Source organism: Nonomuraea sp. NPDC052634 (assembly GCF_040678535.1).
GTDB lineage: Bacteria > Actinomycetota > Actinomycetes > Streptosporangiales > Streptosporangiaceae > Nonomuraea > Nonomuraea fastidiosa.
Genome location: NZ_JBFATY010000002.1, coordinates 572,923 through 589,771, shown reverse-complemented (window position 1 = coordinate 589,771; position 16,849 = coordinate 572,923). Strand labels below are relative to the sequence as shown.

Here is a 16,849-nt window from a genome sequence, read left to right as displayed (position 1 = left end):
CAATAGGCTCGGCAGGAGAAGCGATCCAAGGAGTGGGAGATGACGTTGCAGTGGGTGCCCGCGACCGAGCGGCTCGACCTCCTCGCCGAGCCCGTGGCCCGCGCCGTGCCCGAGCTGGAGGGTGCCGAGGTCGCCGAGATCGACCCCGAGCTGGCCGACACGGCCGCGTTCTGCGAGCGCTACGGCGTGGGCATGGACGAGTCGGCCAACTGCGTCGTGGTGGCGGCCAAGCGGGGCGGCGAGACGCGCTACGCCGCCTGCATGGTGCTCGCGACGATGCGGGTCGACGTCAACGGCGTCGTGCGCAGGCATCTCGGCGCCCGCAAGGCCAGCTTCGCTCCGATGGCCGACGCGGTGGAGCTCACCGGCATGGAGTACGGCGGCATCACCCCCGTCGGCCTGCCCGAAGAGTGGCCGATCCTGGTGGACACCAGGGTCGCCGAGCATCCGCGGGTCGTGATCGGCAGCGGGGTGCGCAGGTCGAAGCTCGCCGTCTCCGGTGCCACGCTGGCCGGGCTGAAGCAGGCAGAGGTGCTCACCCTGGCCGGCTGAACGACGAAATCGAGGCCGATTCGAGACCGTCGTTTGGGAAACCGGAGAGGGCTTCGTGGACGTTGTACGAGTGGGAATGTGGCCTCATGGTTCATCTCGTGGGCGGGGATTAAGCCGGTATGGTGCTTCATGCCATGAACGATGACCGACTAGGCCCTTACCGGCTGCTCAGGCGGCTCGGTGAAGGCGGGATGGGCGTTGTCCACCTCGCTGTCGACCCCCAGGGGCGGCAGGTGGCGGTCAAGGTCCTGCGCGCGGAGGTCGCCGGCGACGAGGTCGCCAGGCGGCGGCTCTCGCGCGAGGTCGAGACCATGCGCAGGGTGCGCAGCGAGTACATCGCCGAGGTCCTCGACGCCGACGTCACCGGTCATCGCCCCTACATCGTCACCCGCTACGTCCCCGGCCGGCCGCTCGACGAGATCGTCAAGGACGACGGGCCGCTCGACCTGCCCGCGCTGGTCAAGGTGGCGCACGGCGTGGCGACCGCACTGGCCGCCGTCCACTCGGTGGGCGTGATCCACCGCGACCTCAAGCCCGGCAACGTGCTGCTGCTCGACGGCGAGCCCGTGCTGATCGACTTCGGCATCGCCCAGGCGGTCGACGCCACGCGGCTGACGCAGACCGGCATGTTCATCGGCACCCCCGGCTACCTCGCGCCCGAGATCATCGAGGGCCAGGAGGCCGGGCCGGAGGTCGACATCCACGCGTGGGCGGGCACCATGCTCTACGCCTGCACGGGCCAGCCGCCCTTCGGCAAGGGCACGCTGGAGATGATCTTCTACAACATCACCGCGGGCAAGGCCGACATCAGCGCCGCGCCGCCCGAGCTGCAGCCGCTGCTCAAGGCCGCGTTCTCGCGCGATCCCGCCAAGCGGCCCAAGGCCGCCGAGCTGGCCGAGCAGACTGCGCGCATGCTGCCCAAGCCGCCGCCGGGCGGCGCGCCCGAGGAGATCTCCACGGTGCCGCACCCCGACGCGTACAAGGCGGCCCCGCCGCGTGTCGCCGACAAGCCGTCCTACGACATCTCCACGCCGCCGGTGACGCCGCAGCGGCTGATCGAGAGCCAGGACCAGGCGGGCACGCCCGCGCCGTCGCAGCCCGAGCAGCAGTACGTCTCGCTGCTGCCCGACCAGGGCGACCCGTGGCCGACCCGCCGGGTCTCGCCCGAGGAGCTGCGGCGCATCCAGCGCGAGGCGGCCGCCCAGCCGCCGCAGGGCGCCGCCGCGCCATCGCAGAGCGGGCCGTCCCAGGGCGTGCCGCAGCAGGGCTTCCAGCAGAGCCCGCCCGTGCCGCCGCCGAGCGAGGGCGACGTGCCCACCCGGCGCGTACGCCCCGACTCGCCCGAGTTCCGGCGGCTGCTGCAGCCGCCGGCGTCCGGCACGAGCCAGCCCAACGCGCTTCCCCACGCCGGGCCGCCCGGCCCGCCTCCCGTCGCGCCGCCGGCCACGAGCGGCCCCCACGCGGTGCCCCCGCGCACCAGCGGGCCCAACGCCCTGCCTGCGAGCGCGAGCGGGCCCAACGCCGTGCCTCCACAGGCGGGGCCTTTTCCGCACGCCGCGGCGGCGCCCCACGGGAGCCGGCCCGACCTGAGCAGGCCCAACGCGGGCCCGCCCGAGTACGCGCGGCCCAACCCGGTGCCGCTGCAGCCGCCGCCCTACATCCCGGCGCAGCAGCCACCGTATGTGCCGCCGCAGTCCGACCCGAGCACCATGCGGGAGCCGTACGTCCCGAGCGTGCCGCCGGGCAAGGTGCTGCAGCGCTCCCGCGCGTACGGCATCTCCGCGGCCATGCTGCTGGTCCTGATGATCGTGGCGGCCGTGCTCGCGCCCGTCATCGTGGCGGCCGTCGCGCTGCCCGCGGTGATCCTGCTGCGCGCGGCCGACCTGGCGCAGCCGCAGCTCGTGGCCCGCAGGGCCGCGGGAGCGGCGGCGCTCGACGTGGTCAGGGTGCTCGCCTTCCCCGCCGTGCTCGCCAAGTCGGCGGGCATCACGCTGGCGCTCACGCTCTACGCGCTGATACTCGGGCTGCCGGTGACGCTGCTGCTCACCGTGGTGGTCCACATGAGTCCCTACTACGCCCTGTCCTGGGGTGCCTCCATCGCCCTGTGGACCCTCTGCGCGGGCCCCGGAGTCGAAGGTCCGGGCAAACAGATGCGCAGAACGCTCTCATCGCTCGTACCCTCGAGAACAGCGGCGATGGTGATGGCAGGGGTGCTGGTGGTCGCGGCCGCGCTCTCGCTGATCCTCGCCTACGGCACGTTCGGGGACAAGCCAGAGGGGGCTGGGGTATGGACTCCACTGAACGTCGATTTCGTGGTGGAGCAACTGGAAGGACTGAGGGGGAATTCGGGGGGATGACGCGGGGAAGGTGGCGATGAACACCCAAGCACCAGAACGCCTCGGGCCCTACCGCCTGGTCAGGAAGATCGGCGAAGGTGGCATGGGGGTCGTCCACCTCGGTCTCGACGGCGAGGGCCGGGAAGTCGCCATCAAAGTCCTGCATCCCCACGTCGCCGCCGACCTCAAGGCGCGCGACCGGCTCACCCGCGAGGTCGAGACCATGCGGCGGGTGCGCAGCCCTTACGTCGCCGAGGTCATCGACGCCGAGCTGGTGGGCGGCCAGCCGTACATCGTCACCCGGTTCGCGCCCGGCCGCACGCTCGAGGACACCGTCCTGACCGAGGGGCCGCTGGAGGCCCGCCAGGTCATCAGGCTCGCCCAGGGGCTGTGCCAGGCGCTCGTGGCCATCCACGCCGCCGACGTGATCCACCGCGACTTCAAGCCGTCCAACGTCATGCTGGTCGACGGCGAGCCGCTGGTCATCGACTTCGGCATCGCCCACCTGGTCAACGCCACCCGGCTGACCCAGACCGGCATGTTCGTCGGCACGCCCGGCTACCTCGCCCCCGAGATCATCCGCGACTCCGACATCACCCAGGCGGCCGACGTGCACGCGCTGGCCTCCACCGTGTTCTTCGCCGCCACGGGGGCGCCGCCGTTCGGCACGGGGACGTTCGAGTCGGTCTGCTTCAACATCATGGAAGGGCGGGCGCAGCTCGACAAGGCGCCGGTCTGGCTGCGCGGCTGGCTCAGCAAGGCGCTGCAGGTCGACGCCGCGGCCCGGCCCACCGCGCCCGAGCTGCTGCGCATGGCCAACCAGCTCGACCCGTCGGTGACGACGTTCAACGAGGCGTCCTTCGACGGCCCGACGGGCACCAAGCGGCTGACCGACCGCACCCGCACCATGGACACCTTCTCCGACCTGCTGCCGCCGGTCGAGTACGGCGAGCCCGCACCGCCGCCCGCGCCGTCACCGACGCCGACCAGGCGCGAGGAGCGCCCGCCGCTGACGCCCACGAGGCGTGAAGAGCGTCCGCCTCCCTACATCCCCGCGCCGGCGGCGGCCAGGCCGCCCGCGCCGCGCCCCGACCAGCGCGTGGCCGGCTACCCCGCGCCGCCGCAGAGCGCCCCGGCGCAGGCCAGGCCCTACCCGCCGCCGCCGCAGTACACCCCGCCCGCCGAGCGCAAGCGCTACCTGTTCGGTGCCCAGGTCACGGGGCTGCTGCTGCTGGTCACGCTGGTGGCGCTGTCGGTGGTGATGCCGGTCGTGGCGGGCGCCATCGCCGTCGCGCTCGCGCTCGTGCTGCGCATCGGCGAATACCTGTTCGGCGACATGGTCAAGCGGCGGCAGATACGCGGCAGCAGCGCCGCCGACCCGCTGCTCGTCCTCGTCGGCACGCCATGGGCGCTGATCAAATCGGCGCTCGTCACGGTCGTCCACGTGCCGCTCGCGCTGCTGTTCGGCGTGTGCGTCTGGGGCGTGCTCTATTGGGCCGGGTCGATGACCGTCAACGAGGCGGCCGCGTACGCCGCGGGCGCCTTCGCCGCCGGCCTGTTCGTGCTGCCCGGCGGCGGCGCGCCGCGCAGGGCCGTCACCCGCTCGCTCACCGGCATGCTGCGCAGCCCCGGCGCGGCGCTCGTCGCGGTCCTGCTGGTGGGCACCGCGGCGCTGTTCGCGGTGATGTTCGCGATGGGGCAGCCGACCGACTGGTACCCGTGGCGGGCGCCCGAGTCGGTCATCGACGACCTCGCCAGCGACGCGAGGCAGAGCACCATCGGTCTGATCACGGGCCTGATCGGCAGCCTGATGGACGGTCTGGGGCTGAGCTTCCTGAACTTCTGGTCCTGAGTGTCCGCCTGGTCCCACGGGGGGAGAGAGGAAGTATGAGCGAGCACCTCGGCCCGTACGAGCTTCTCTCCCGTCTCGGGTCAGGCGGCTTCGGCGAGGTGCACCTGGCGCTTGACCCCGAGGGGCGCACGGTCGCGGTCAAGGTCCTGCACCCCCACGTCGCCGCCGACAGCGCGGCGCTGGCGCGGCTGGCCCGCGAGGTCGAGACCATGCGCAGGGTCGGCGGGGCGCACATCGCCGAGGTGCTCGACGCCTCACTCGAAGGCGATCGCCCGTACATCGTCACCCGCTACGTGCAGGGCCGCCCGCTCAGCGCGGTGCCCGTGCCGGTCGCCGACCTGCGGCGGCTGGCCGCCGGGCTGGCCGACGCGCTGCAGGCCATGCACCAGGCGGGCGTGATCCACCGCGACCTCAAGCCGGCCAACGTGATCGTGACCGAGGGCGAGCCGGTCGTCATCGACTTCGGCATCGCCAGCGCGCTCGACTCGCTGTCCGTCACCGCCTCGGGGGCGGTCGTCGGCACGCCCGGCTACCTCGCGCCCGAGGTGCTGGAAGGGCGGCCCGCCGGGATGGAGGCCGACGTGTTCTCCTTCGGCGCGACGCTCGCGTACGCGGCCACCGGGCGGCAGCCGTACGGACAGGGGCCCGCCTCCGCCGTCGCCTACCGCGTCGTGCACCACCCGCCCGACCTGGAGGGCGTGCCCGACTGGCTGGAGCCGCTGTTACGCGCGTGCCTGTCCACCGATCCGGCCAAGCGGCCCACGGCCGCGGAGATCTGCGACCGGCTCGGTGTGGAGCCCGTCGCCCAGATGCCCTCGCCCCGCCCGATGCCCGCACGGTCCCGTGCGTCCGAGCAGGACGAAATGGCCACCAGGGAGTGGCGGCCGGGCAAGGAGCAGTACCGGCGGTCGGTGGAGGAGTCCAGGGCCAGGCACCGGGAGAAGGTGCGCAGGTGGTGGCTGACCGGGTCGGCGCTGTTCGTGGCGCTGCTGGCCGCCGCGGCGCGGGAGCCGCTGCCCGAGGTGTCGCTGTTCCTGCTGGCGGCGTACTCGCTGGCCGTGGTGATCGACGCGGGCGTGGCGCTGTTGTCGAAGAGTCCCTACCGGCGCGGCCGGATGATCGCCGATCTGGTCGCCGTGGCGGGGACGGTGGGGCTGTGCTTCGGGCTCGCGGCGTGGTTCAGCACGTTCACGCTGGCCCTGTTCGGGGTCACGGCGCTGGTGGTCGGGATCGTCTTCCTGCTGTCGGCGTAAGAGATGTCACAGGTGCTGACCGAATAAAGTTCGGTATGGTGGGGAGAGCTTTCGTGCCGGTTTGCGCGAAAGCTACCCATGGGTAACATAACGGCGAAACCACGGCAGACCCTCTGTCGGATGCCCCCGGGGCACCTGGCAGTCTGGACAGATGGATTCGGCGCCGCCGCAACGAGGCGGAGGCGCACGCGAACTACGGGAGGTCGGCCACCGGCCATGAACATCGTCGTCTGCGTGAAGCAGGTCCCCGACACGGCGACCGAGCGCAAGCTGCGGTCCGATGACAACACGCTCGACCGGGACGCCGCCGACGGCGTGGTCAACGAGCTTGACGAGTATGCGGTCGAGGAGGCGCTGAGGATCAAGGAGGCCCACGGCGGTGAGGTCACCGTCCTGACCATGGGCCCCGCCAAGGCCACCGAGACCATCCGCAAGGCCCTGGCCATGGGCGCCGACAAGGCCGTCCACCTCAGCGACGACGCGCTGCACGGCTCCGACGCGCTGTCCACCTCGTACGCGATGGCCCAGGTGCTCAAGAAGATCGGGTTCGACCTGGTCATCCTGGGCTCCGAGTCGACCGACGCCCGCACCGGCATGCTGCCCGCCATGCTCGCCGAGCGGCTCGGCGCGCCGCAGCTCACGCTCGCCAACAAGGTCGACATCCAGGACGGCACCATCACGGTGCAGCGGCTGGCCGACTACGGCTACGACCGGGTCGAGGCCACGCTGCCCGCCGTGGTCTCCGTGGTCGAGAAGATCAACGAGCCTCGCTACCCGTCGTTCAAGGGCATCATGGCGGCCAAGAAGAAGCCGGTCGAGACGCTGGCCATCGGCGACGCCTCCATCGACCCCGGCCAGGTGGGCCTGGGTGCCGCCTGGTCCGAGGTGGTCGACTTCGCCCCCGCCCCGCCGCGCGCGGCCGGCACGATCGTCAAGGACGAGGGCGACGGCGGCGTGAAGACGGCCGACTTCCTGGCATCCAAGAAGTTCATCTGAGAACGGGGGGTTTAACTGATATGTCGGACGTTCTCGTTCTCGTCGAGCAGGTCGACGGTGAGGTCAAGAAGGTCACGCTCGAACTGCTGACCCTGGCCCGCACCCTCGGCACGCCCGCCGCCGTCTGGGCCGGCCCCGGCTTCACGCCCGAGGCCAAGGCCCGCCTCGCCGAATATGGCGCAGAAAAGATCTACGTGGCCGCTTCCGGCGACCTCGTCGACCACGTCGTCGCCCCCAAGGCCGAGCTGCTCGCCAAGCTCGTCACGGAGAAGTCGGCGGCCGGCGTGCTCATCGCCGCCACCGCCGAGGGCAAGGAGATCGCCGGCCGGCTGGCCATCAAGACCGACTCCGGCGTCATCACCGACGCCGTCGGGGTCGGCGAGGGCTTCGTCGCCGACCAGTCGATCTTCGGTGGCGGTATCAACGTGCACTCCAGGGTCCGCAAGGGTACGCCGATCATCGCCGTACGTCCCAACTCCACCGCTCCCGTCCCGTCCGCCGGCGCGGGCGCGGAGGAGGAGGTCACGGTCGCACTCTCCGACGCCGCCAAGGCCGCCCGCGTCGTCGAGCGCGTCAAGCAGGAGAAGGGCGCCCGTCCCGAGCTGACCGAGGCCGCCATCGTCGTCTCCGGCGGTCGCGGCGTCGGCTCCGCCGAGAACTTCGCCGTCATCGAAGAGCTCGCCGACGCGCTCGGCGCCGCCGTCGGCGCCTCCCGCGCCGCCACCGACGCCGGCTGGTACCCGCACCAGTTCCAGGTGGGCCAGACGGGCAAGACCGTCTCGCCGCAGCTCTACATCGCGGCCGGCATCTCCGGCGCCATCCAGCACCGGGCCGGCATGCAGACGGCCAAGACGATCGTCGCCATCAACAAGGACCCGGAGGCGCCGATCTTCGAGCTGGCCGACTACGGCGTGGTGGGCGACCTCCACCAGGTGGTCCCGCAGCTCACGGAAGAGATCAAGAAGCGCAAGTAGCGCACGTGGAAAGGGCCGGGGCCTGTCACCCCGGCCCTTTCGCTTGCCCGGTAGTGGGACCCCTCGCTGCTCGGTGGTGGGTCTGGCCCGATGGTGGTGGGTCCGGCCCGCTGCTCGGTGGTGGGTCCGGCTCGCTGCTCGGAGGTGGTCCAGCTCGGTGGCGGGTCCGCTTCAAGCGCCCGATGAGTGCCTGCTGCCGGCGGCCGGCAGGGGCCCGCTTTCGCCGTCCGGCGGTGTGCCCACGCTCCGAGCCCGGGCCGGATGTGCCCGCGTCGCGGCCACGCCGCTGGTGGTCGCGTTGCGGTGCGCGCCTGGCCGCGTGGCCGCCTGCCCGGGGGTAGTGGTGCGAGCGTCCCGGCGGGTCCTCAGCCGGGAGGGTGGCGCTCGTGTGCGGAGCGAGGGGTCAGGGGGTGGTGGTGGGGAGGCGGATGGTGAAGGCGGCGCCTTGGCCGGGGGCGGTGCGGAGGTCGACACGGCCTCCGTGGGCGGCCACGATCGAGCGGACGATCGCCAGCCCCAGCCCCGCGCCGCCCGTCGCGCGGGCGCGGGAGGCGTCGGCGCGGTAGAAGCGGTCGAAGACCCGGGCCGCCTCCTCGGGGGCGAGCCCGGGGCCTTGGTCCTCGATGATCAGCACCGAGTCGCCGCCCTCCGTGCCCACCCCGATTCTGACCGGTGTGCCGGCGGGGGTGTGGGTGACGGCGTTGCCGACGAGGTTGCTGACGACCTGCCGCAGCCGGGCCTCGTCGCCCAGGACGGGTGCGGTGGCGGCGGGCCCGCCGGAGGGGCCGGTGAAGGTGATGGGGCGGGTGGGGTCGAGGGCGGTGAGGTCGTGGCGGGCGTCGGCGGCGAGCGTACGGAGGTCCATGGGGGTCAGCTCAAGCCCGGGCCCGTCGTCCTCTTCGATGCCGGCCAGGAGCAGCAGGTCGTTGACCAGCTTGGCGAGCCGCCCCGACTCGCTCTCGATGCGGGCGAGCGCGGTCGCGGCCTCGATACCGCCCATGCGGTACAGCTCGGAGAAGCCCTTGATGCCGAAGAGCGGCGTGCGCAGCTCGTGGCTGACGTCCGCGACGAACCTGCGCATGCGCGCTTCGGAGTCGACCTTGGCGGCGACGCCCTGCTCGATCTGGGCGAGCATCGTGTTGAGCGAGCGGGCCAGGCGGCCGACCTCGGTGGTGGGCGGTCCCGGCTCGGGTACGCGTCTGGACAGGTCGCCGCCGGCGATGGCGGCCGCGGTCTCCTCCACCCGCCGCAGCGGGGCGAGCCCGGCGCGGATGGCCAGGCCGCCCGCCAGGGCGAGTACGGCGAGCAGGATCGCCCCGGCGACGAGGCAGACGGCCCGCATGCGATCGACGGTGGAGCGCAGGCCGTCCAGCGACACCGCCGCCACCACGCCCGTGTACGCGAACTCGGCGCTGGCCCGCCGGGCCGGCAGCGCCACCGCCCGCCACTCCGTGCCGTCCGCGTCCCGCACGGTGAACGGCCGCCCGTCGCGCTGGGCGATGCCGGCCGTGTCGAGGCGGGGCCAGGCGATGCCGGCGGCGCCGCCGTACGCGCGCAGCACGCGGCCGTCGGGCGCGAGGTAGGCCGCGTACCCCTGGGTGGCGAGGTCGAGGCCGGTGAAGACGGTCCCCGCCCCGCCGAGCCGGGAGCCGAGCGCGGAGGCCAGCTCGGGCGGCACCATCGACATGGCCGTGCCCATGGGCGTGAGCTGGGCGTCCGTGCGGGCCATGAGCTGCGTTTCGAGCTGCCGTACGAACACCGAACCGATCAGCGCCAGCCCCGCGACCAGCAGCAGGACCGTGATGGCGAGCAGCCGCGCGCGCAGCGAGAGCCCGCGCAGAAGCCCTCTCACGGCTTCGGCCGCCGCAGGACGTAGCCGACCCCGTGCACGGTGTGGATCAGCTTGGGCGAGTCGCCGGTGTCGAGCTTGCGGCGCAGGTAACTGATGTAGGTGTCGACGATGCTGGTGTCGCCCGCGAAGTCGTAGCGCCACACGGCGTCGAGGATGGACGCCTTCGGCAGTACGCGGCCCGCGTTGAGCATCAGGTGGTGCAGGAGCCGGTATTCGGTGGGCGACAGGCGTACCGGACGTCCTGCCCTGGTGACCTGGTGGCCCTCGGGGTCGAGCTCCAGGTCGCCGACCACCAGCGTGTGATCGTCGGGGGTCCCGCCGGTGCGCCGCAGGATGGCGCGGATCCTGGCCAGCAGCTCTTCCAGGTCGAACGGCTTGGTGACGTAGTCGTCGCCGCCCAGCCGCAGCCCGTTGACCTTGTCGGCCTTGGCGTCGCGCGCGGTCAGGAACAGCACCGGCACGGGGCCGGGACGACCGCCGGCCCTGGGCAGGGCACGCAGCCTGCGCAGCACCTCGAAGCCGTCGAGGTCGGGCAGCATCACGTCGAGCAGCACCAGGTCGGGCGGGTCGCGCCGGGCCTCGTCCAGCGCCTGCAGGCCGTCGGCGGCCGAGCTCACGGTGAAGCCCGCGAAGCGCAGCGTCGCCGAGAGCAGCTCTCTGACGGTGGGCTCGTCATCGACCACCAGCAGCCGCTCGGCCATGTGAGCCACCTCCCGATCTCACACTAATCAGGCGTCCTTCCGGGTGAACCGGACGTAGGCCGCTGCCAGCATGACCACGACAAACGCCACAATAAGCCCATATCCCAACAAATCAGGCACGTTCTCCGCTCCGTACATGGCCTGGAACGGCGCCGCGTTGGGCCAGAAGAACCTGACGACCACCTGCAGGAAGCCCGGCATCACGCCCGACAGGATGGGCAACAGCAGGAAGACGACGGAGAAGTTGACCGCGGCGGCCGTGCTGCGCAGCAGCACGCCGAGTGTCAGCCCGAACAGCGAGATCAGCGTCAGCACGATCGGCCCGCCGAGCAGCAGCTGAATCGCCGTCGTATCGCCCGGGGTCGCGGCCGGGGCGCCGCCCGCCGCCAGCGTGCTCTGGCTGACCGTGAACATCAGGACGATGGAGGCCACGCTCACCGGCAGGGCGCTCAGCACCGTCATGCCGGCCTTGGCGGCCAGCAGCCGGCCGCGCCTGCCGACGGCGGCCATGCTCGCGGTGATGGTGCCCGAGCCGTACTCGGTGGAGACGATCAGCGCCCCCAGGCCCGCGAGCAGCACCTGGACCAGGAAGATGCCGCGCATGCCCAGCTCGACGGGGTTGAAGCCGAGCCGCTCCTGCGGGGTGAGCGTGGCGTACTCGGCGGCGGCGGCGTTGGAGAACATCCAGCCGAACAGGCCCGACACCAGCACCGCCGCCACCGACAGCGCCATGGTCGCCCGGAGGCTGCTGAACTTGGTCCACTCGGCCTTGAGCGCTCCTGCGTCGATCATCGGGCCGCACCCCACTCGACGGCGTCGCGGGTCAGTTCCATGAATGCCTCCTCCAGTGAGGGCTCTCGGATGCTCAGCTCGTAGAGCGTGACGTTCTCGGCCGCGGCCAGCCTGCCGACATCGGGCGGTGACATGCCTTTGACGAGCAGTTCGCCGGTCTCTCCCGGCTCGACGAAGGCGCCCGCGAGCGCGAGCCGCCGGGCGAAGTGACCGGCGTCGGGCGTACGGACGACCACGACCGACCCCCTCGCGGTGAAGTCCGCGATGTCGCCTTCGGCGAGCAGCCGTCCCCTGCCGATCACCACCAGCCGGTCGGCGGTCAGCGCCATCTCGCTCATGAGATGGCTGGAGACCAGCACGGTGCGTCCCTCGGCGCCCCACCCGCGCATGAGGTTGCGCGCCCACAGCACGCCCTCGGGGTCCAGCCCGTTGATCGGCTCGTCGAGCAGCAGCACCGGAGGGTCGCCGAGCATGGCGGCGGCGATGCCCAGCCGCTGGCCCATCCCGAGGGAGAATCCGCCGGCCGGCCGGTCCGCCGCGTCCGCCAGGCCGACCAGCTCCAGCACCTCGCCGACGCGGGATTCCGGGATGCCGTTCGACTGCGCCAGGTAGAGCAGGTGCTTGTACGCGCTCCGCCGCGGGTGCACGGCCCGCGCATCCAGCATGGCGCCGATCGTGCGCAACGGGTGCCGCAGCTCGTGGTAGCGCCGGCCGGTGATCGTGACCGTGCCGGACGTGGGCAGGTCGAGGCCCATGATCATCCGCATGGTCGTGCTCTTGCCGGCGCCGTTGGGACCGAGGAAGCCGGTGACCAGGCCCGGCTGCACGGTGAAGGTGAGGTGGTCCACAGCGACGGTCTCGCCGTAGCGCTTGGTCAGTCCATTGAGCTGGATCATGCGATCCAGCCTGAAGCGGCTGATTGGAGGCGCTCTGAGGGTTTCTGTGAGTTCTCTGTGAGCGCGGGCGGCGCATGTGGCGAGATGCCAGGCCGCCCGCGCCGATCCACAGAGAACTCTCAGGCGGCGGCCCTGACCGGCTCGGGCTCAGGCTCGGGCTCGGGCTCCGGCAGGCGGGTCACCTGGGCCGGCTCGCCGTGCGGGAGCAGGCGCGCGGCCAGCGCGATCAGCACGCCGAGACCCACGCCGATGCTCAGCGCCGTACGCAGGCCGGCCGCGTCCGACAGGAACCCGATCACCACGGGGCCGAGCAGCAGCCCCGCGTAGCCCATGGCGCCGGCCTGCGCGATCGCCGGGCCGGGCGCGTCGGTCGCGGTGCCCGCAAGCGACAGCGTCAGCGGCGAGATCGTCGCCACGCCGAGCCCGACGAAGAACATCGCCGGCACGGCGACCATCGCGGCGGGGGCGAGCAGCACGACCGAGAAGAACCCGGCCGTCGCGACGCCCGACACGGTGAGCATGCCGCGCACCCCGAACCTGACCCGCAGCCGGTCACCGGTCACGCGGGCGATGAGCATGCCCACCTCGAACACCGGGTAGCCGAGCGCCGCGACGGCCTCGGGCGCGCCGAGCTCGTTGCGCATGTAGAGGCCGTTCCAGTCGGCCACGGTGCCCTCGACCATGAACGCGAAGAACATGATCGCGCCCAGCAGGTAGACGACCGGCGGCATGCGGCGCCGCCCCTGCGCCGCCGTGGCCACGGCGGGCCGCTCCGGCAGGTACGTACGGCCGAGCAGCGCGATGACCGGCAGCGCGAGCAGCGCGATCAGCGTGACGTGCGTGGTGAACGGCAGTCCTGCGGCGATCGCGAGGCTGCCGAGCGCGCCCGCCGAGATGGCGCCCACGCACCAGCCGGCGTGCATGCCGTTCATCAGTGGCCGCCGGTAGGCCTGCTCGACGGCCGAGCCCTGGGCGTTCATGGCGACGTCCATGACGCCGAACGCCATGCCGAACAACACCACGGCCGTCAGCAGCAGCGGCAGGTCGGGAGCGAGGCCCACGCCGAGGAGGCTCAGCGCCGTCAGTGGACCACCTGCCCGCAACACCGCCCGGCTGCCCACGCGCGCCATGACGCGCCGCATGGACTGCATCGTCACCAGGGCGCCCAGGCCCCATGCCAGCAGGATCGTCCCGACCATGGCCTCGGAGAGGCCGAGCTTGTCGGTCAGGGCGGGGATGCGCACGGTCATCGTGCCCACCATCAGGCCGGCAAGGACAAAGGTGAGGACCGCCCCGTAACGGGCACTCCTCAGCTCGCGGGTCATAAGGCCACACCTCACTGAAGTCGTCGTACGTGTACGTCTTGGGTCACTGCTTGCGGGCATGCCGGAGCCGCAGGCCCGGCAGCAGGCAGGGGCCGCGTTTCGGCATGCCGAGCGCCGCACCGGAATCCGGCACGGCGCACGTCAAAGCGGGCGCCCCTGAAGGCGCCCTTGGGGGGATGAAGGGGGTGAAGGGGGGTGAAGGGGGATGAGCCGGCGGCGCCCGCCACGAGGGCACGACGAGGCGTCAGTCGTGGCGGCGCGCCGGGGCGGCGGGTCAGCTCGGAGCGAGCATCGCCGTCAGGCGGCGCTCCAGGGCCTGAAGGTCCTCTTCGCTGTAGAGCTCGGGGTCGTGGCTGGCGACGTCCCACAGCCCTTCACACGCCAGCCGGACGACCTGGGAGGCCAGCGGATCGGGCTCGTCGTCCAGCCCCTCGCGGTGCCAGCGGGCCATCGCCTCGCGGAGCGGAGCGAGCAGCAGCACGTTGCCCGACGCCCCCGTGACGACGGCCCAGCGTCGCAGGCGGCCGGAGCGCACGGCGGCCAGCGTGGCGGCCAGGTAGCGCTCGGTGTAGGTCGCGCCCGTCTGGGCGGCCACCAGCTCGTCGAAGTCGTCGATCAGCCGCTCCACCATGCCCTTGATCAGGGCTTCCTTGGAGCCGTAGTGATACAGCAGGCCACCTTTGCTGACGCCCGCCCGTTCGGCCACCGCGGCCAGGGTGAGCGCGGTCGAGCCCTGGTCGCAGAGGATCTCCTCCGCCGCGTCCAAAAGCTCGTCCCTTCGCATACCTCTACTGTACCGTCCGGACGGTACAGTCGCAAACGAGATACCCTGAACGGGTGACCAGACCGTCGGCCTATCTTGATCACGCGGCGACCACCCCCATGCTGCCCGAAGCGATCGAGGCCATGACGGTTCAACTCAAACGCGTGGGAAATGCTTCCTCGCTGCACGCGGCCGGTCGTCAGGCACGCAGGGTGGTCGAGGAGTCACGGGAAACGATAGCCGACGCGCTCGGCGCGCGGCCGAGCGAGGTCGTCTTCACCTCGGGCGGCACCGAGGCCGACAACCTCGCGGTCAAGGGCCTCTACTGGGCGCGCCGCCCGCGCCGCCGCGTGCTCATCAGCTCCGTCGAGCACCACGCCGTGCTCGACCCCGCCCACTGGCTGGCCGGCAGCCAGGGCGCCGAGGTCGAGCTGCTCGAGGTCGACGAGCTCGGCCGGGTCCACCCCGAGACGCTGCGCGCCGCCATCGAGCGCGACCCCGACGACGTCGCCATGATCAGCGTCATGTGGGCCAACAACGAGGTCGGCACCGTTCAGCCCGTCCAGGTGCTGGCCGCCATCGCCCACGACCACGGCATCCCGTTCCACAGCGACGCCGTGCAGGCCGTCGGGCAGCTTCCGGTGTCGTTCTCCGGCTCGGGCGCCGATGCGATCACCATCAGCGGCCACAAGGTCGGCGGTCCTGTCGGGGTCGGCGCGCTGCTGCTGGCCAGGGGGCTGACGCCGGTGTCCGTGCAGCACGGCGGCGGTCAGGAGCGCGACGTGCGCTCCGGCACGCTCGACGTGCCCGGCATCGCCGCGTTCGCCGCCGCGGTCAGCGTCGCCGTACGCGAGCAGGAGGCGCTCGCCCGCCGCCTGTCGGAGCTGCGCGACGAGCTGATCAGACGGGTACGCGAGGTCGTGCCCGACGCCGTGCTCAACGGCGACCCAGACGACCGGCTGCCCGGCAACGCCCACTTCTCCTTCCCCGGCTGCGAGGGCGACGCGCTGCTCATGCTGCTCGACGCCAAGGGCGTGGAGTGCTCCACCGGGTCGGCCTGCTCGGCCGGGGTCGCGCAGCCGTCCCACGTGCTGCTCGCCATGGGCGCCGACGCGGCCGCCGCGCGCGGCTCGCTGCGCTTCACGCTGGGCCACACCTCCACGCGCGACGACATCGACCGCCTCATCGAGGTGCTGCCGGCCGCCGTGGAGCGCGCCCGCCGCGCCGGCCTCGGCTGACCCGCGCGGCCGTGGGCGGCCCGTCATGAGGGTCACATGCAGGGCCGGCTCCACATGAGGCGGTGAGGGGCGGCTCCGCATGAGGCGGCCGGGACCGGCTCCGCATGAGGTGGTCAGGGGTGGCTCCGCATGAGGCCGCCTCAGCCGGGCCGGCACGGGGGCGCTCATGAGACCGCCTCAGCCGGGCCGGCACCGGGGCGGACGTCAGCGGACGTCAGGTGAGGAACGGGGCGACGGCCGTCCAGGCCGGGTCGCGTGAGACGTCCACCAGCGCCTTGCCCTCCCGCCAGCCCGAGGCCAGCTCCTTGGCGATCGCGGCGGCGCCGGCGTCCGGGTCGGCGTAGACGTGGATGACGCGGTGGCCGTCGGCGCTCAGGTGCACCGCGAGCAGCGCGTCGGCGGGGTGCTCGCCCAGGCGTGCGGTCAGCCGTTCCTCCAGGTCGCGCAGCGCCTCCAGCGAGCCGCCCGCGGGCAGGTCCTGCTCGTCGCGCTCGGCGTACGGGAGCGTGATGGCGATGTGCTCGTCGCACAGCGGATGATCGACCGGCCGCAGCGGGTAGCGGGCGGTGGCCGCCAGTGGCTTGCCGCCGGCCTGCCCCTCCAGCAGCACCCACTCGTCCTCGCCGATCCCCGAGGCCACGTCGGCGACCACGGCGGGCAGGTGGACGGCCGCGACGGCGTCGATCGGCTCGAACGCGACCGCCGTGATCTCGCCCACCCACCGGGCCACCTCGTCCTCGCCGAGCAGCGCGTCGAGGGCGCGCAGCGCGGTCTGCATCCGGTCTTCGGGGTCGAGCTCGCCGAAGACCGGATGGTAGGCGGCCACGTCGACCCTGGCCTGATTGCGCGGCACGCGCAGCCCGAGCGTCATCCTGTCGATCCCGACCGTGTACTCGCCGACGTCGATCGTGCGCTCGGCGGCGCGCGGGTCGGCCTGGCGCGACGGGTGGAACTCCCACAGCAGGTCGGCCGGCGGCGCCGCCTTGGCCCAGCGGTGGGCGAGCGGGCGCAGCTCGGCGTCGCCCTCCGCGGTCACCACGAGGGCGTGCGCGGCCTCCTTGCCCGGCGCCACCTCACAGACCAGCGCCGGATCCATCGCGGCGACCGGGGCCGCCAGCAGCTCCTCCAGCTCGCCGGTCTCGCCGGAGGCCATCATCGCCTCCAGCCGCGGCCTGTTCTCCTGCCACCAGGTCCAGAATCCGGCGATGGCCGCTTCCCCCTGGCCCGCCCTTTCGTCTGCGTCTTTGCGCCCGAACAGTCGCATGGACGAATCCTTCCAGACCCATGCCATGGTCGCGCACTCCCGCCCGGACAGTACG

General features: G+C 72.5%; 14 protein-coding genes. 7 read left to right on the top strand and 7 right to left on the bottom strand.

From position 1 onward, the window contains the following. Positions 1–39: 39 nt before the first annotated feature. From AB0K67_RS15330 to AB0K67_RS15305, 6 genes are all read left to right on the top strand, one after another. Entirely contained in the window at positions 40–552 is a 513-nt protein-coding gene (locus tag AB0K67_RS15330; protein WP_364059132.1) for a YbaK/EbsC family protein, read from the top strand. A 134-nt stretch (positions 553–686) separates the two neighbouring features. Further along, complete coding sequence (locus AB0K67_RS15325; RefSeq protein WP_364059129.1) at positions 687–2,909, top strand: protein kinase; 2,223 nt, start codon at positions 687–689, stop codon at positions 2,907–2,909. Between the two features lie 16 nt (positions 2,910–2,925). After that, entirely contained in the window at positions 2,926–4,740 is a 1,815-nt protein-coding gene (locus AB0K67_RS15320) for a serine/threonine-protein kinase (protein ID WP_364059126.1), read from the top strand. Between the two features lie 35 nt (positions 4,741–4,775). Then, complete coding sequence (locus AB0K67_RS15315; protein WP_364059123.1) at positions 4,776–5,993, top strand: serine/threonine-protein kinase; 1,218 nt, start codon at positions 4,776–4,778, stop codon at positions 5,991–5,993. A 216-nt stretch (positions 5,994–6,209) separates the two neighbouring features. After that, positions 6,210–6,989 (top strand): electron transfer flavoprotein subunit beta/FixA family protein, encoded by a 780-nt coding sequence (locus tag AB0K67_RS15310; RefSeq protein ID WP_364059120.1) that lies wholly within the window; start codon positions 6,210–6,212, stop codon positions 6,987–6,989. 20 nt (positions 6,990–7,009) lie between these two features. Beyond that, the gene (locus AB0K67_RS15305; RefSeq protein WP_364059117.1) at positions 7,010–7,963 is read left to right on the top strand and encodes an electron transfer flavoprotein subunit alpha/FixB family protein; all 954 of its coding nucleotides are present in this window, start codon (positions 7,010–7,012) and stop codon (positions 7,961–7,963) included. Between the two features lie 403 nt (positions 7,964–8,366). Here AB0K67_RS15305 and AB0K67_RS15300 read toward each other — a convergent pair whose 3' ends face one another. From AB0K67_RS15300 to AB0K67_RS15275, 6 genes are all read right to left on the bottom strand, one after another. Then, the gene (locus AB0K67_RS15300; RefSeq protein WP_364059114.1) at positions 8,367–9,815 is read right to left on the bottom strand and encodes a HAMP domain-containing sensor histidine kinase; all 1,449 of its coding nucleotides are present in this window, start codon (positions 9,813–9,815) and stop codon (positions 8,367–8,369) included. Further along, on the bottom strand, positions 9,812–10,516 hold the full coding sequence (locus tag AB0K67_RS15295; protein WP_364059111.1) for a response regulator transcription factor: 705 nt from the start codon (positions 10,514–10,516) through the stop codon (positions 9,812–9,814). Before AB0K67_RS15295 ends, AB0K67_RS15300 begins: the two co-directional genes overlap by 4 nt. 27 nt (positions 10,517–10,543) lie before the next feature. Next, a complete protein-coding gene (locus AB0K67_RS15290; protein WP_364059108.1) occupies positions 10,544–11,308 on the bottom strand; it encodes a hypothetical protein in 765 nt (254 codons plus the stop codon). Continuing rightward, a complete protein-coding gene (locus AB0K67_RS15285) occupies positions 11,305–12,204 on the bottom strand; it encodes an ATP-binding cassette domain-containing protein (RefSeq protein WP_364059105.1) in 900 nt (299 codons plus the stop codon). Before AB0K67_RS15285 ends, AB0K67_RS15290 begins: the two co-directional genes overlap by 4 nt. Before the next feature lie 119 nt (positions 12,205–12,323). After that, positions 12,324–13,529, bottom strand: a complete 1,206-nt coding sequence (locus AB0K67_RS15280; RefSeq protein WP_364059102.1) for an MFS transporter — start codon at positions 13,527–13,529, stop codon at positions 12,324–12,326. 274 nt (positions 13,530–13,803) lie between these two features. After that, the gene (locus AB0K67_RS15275; protein ID WP_364059099.1) at positions 13,804–14,313 is read right to left on the bottom strand and encodes a TetR/AcrR family transcriptional regulator; all 510 of its coding nucleotides are present in this window, start codon (positions 14,311–14,313) and stop codon (positions 13,804–13,806) included. Positions 14,314–14,366: 53 nt separating this feature from the next. Between AB0K67_RS15275 and AB0K67_RS15270 the strand changes: the two genes are divergently transcribed. Further along, entirely contained in the window at positions 14,367–15,530 is a 1,164-nt protein-coding gene (locus AB0K67_RS15270; protein WP_364059096.1) for a cysteine desulfurase family protein, read from the top strand. A gap of 214 nt (positions 15,531–15,744) precedes the next feature. Here the strand turns inward: AB0K67_RS15270 and AB0K67_RS15265 are convergent, their stop codons facing one another. Further along, positions 15,745–16,794 (bottom strand): DUF695 domain-containing protein, encoded by a 1,050-nt coding sequence (locus AB0K67_RS15265; protein WP_364059093.1) that lies wholly within the window; start codon positions 16,792–16,794, stop codon positions 15,745–15,747. Positions 16,795–16,849: the final 55 nt, after the last annotated feature.

What these genes read in the sequence shown, in the direction of transcription:
- AB0K67_RS15330 (WP_364059132.1), top strand. Translation starts at nt 40, where the DNA reads ATGACGTTGCAGTGGGTGCCCGCGACCGAGCGGCTCGACCTCCTCGCC.
- AB0K67_RS15325 (WP_364059129.1), top strand. Translation starts at nt 687, where the DNA reads ATGAACGATGACCGACTAGGCCCTTACCGGCTGCTCAGGCGGCTCGGT.
- AB0K67_RS15320 (WP_364059126.1), top strand. Translation starts at nt 2,926, where the DNA reads ATGAACACCCAAGCACCAGAACGCCTCGGGCCCTACCGCCTGGTCAGG.
- AB0K67_RS15315 (WP_364059123.1), top strand. Translation starts at nt 4,776, where the DNA reads ATGAGCGAGCACCTCGGCCCGTACGAGCTTCTCTCCCGTCTCGGGTCA.
- AB0K67_RS15310 (WP_364059120.1), top strand. Translation starts at nt 6,210, where the DNA reads ATGAACATCGTCGTCTGCGTGAAGCAGGTCCCCGACACGGCGACCGAG.
- AB0K67_RS15305 (WP_364059117.1), top strand. Translation starts at nt 7,010, where the DNA reads ATGTCGGACGTTCTCGTTCTCGTCGAGCAGGTCGACGGTGAGGTCAAG.
- AB0K67_RS15295 (WP_364059111.1), bottom strand. Translation starts at nt 10,516, where the DNA reads ATGGCCGAGCGGCTGCTGGTGGTCGATGACGAGCCCACCGTCAGAGAG.
- AB0K67_RS15290 (WP_364059108.1), bottom strand. Translation starts at nt 11,308, where the DNA reads ATGATCGACGCAGGAGCGCTCAAGGCCGAGTGGACCAAGTTCAGCAGC.
- AB0K67_RS15285 (WP_364059105.1), bottom strand. Translation starts at nt 12,204, where the DNA reads ATGATCCAGCTCAATGGACTGACCAAGCGCTACGGCGAGACCGTCGCT.
- AB0K67_RS15280 (WP_364059102.1), bottom strand. Translation starts at nt 13,529, where the DNA reads ATGACCCGCGAGCTGAGGAGTGCCCGTTACGGGGCGGTCCTCACCTTT.
- AB0K67_RS15275 (WP_364059099.1), bottom strand. Translation starts at nt 14,313, where the DNA reads ATGCGAAGGGACGAGCTTTTGGACGCGGCGGAGGAGATCCTCTGCGAC.
- AB0K67_RS15265 (WP_364059093.1), bottom strand. Translation starts at nt 16,794, where the DNA reads ATGCGACTGTTCGGGCGCAAAGACGCAGACGAAAGGGCGGGCCAGGGG.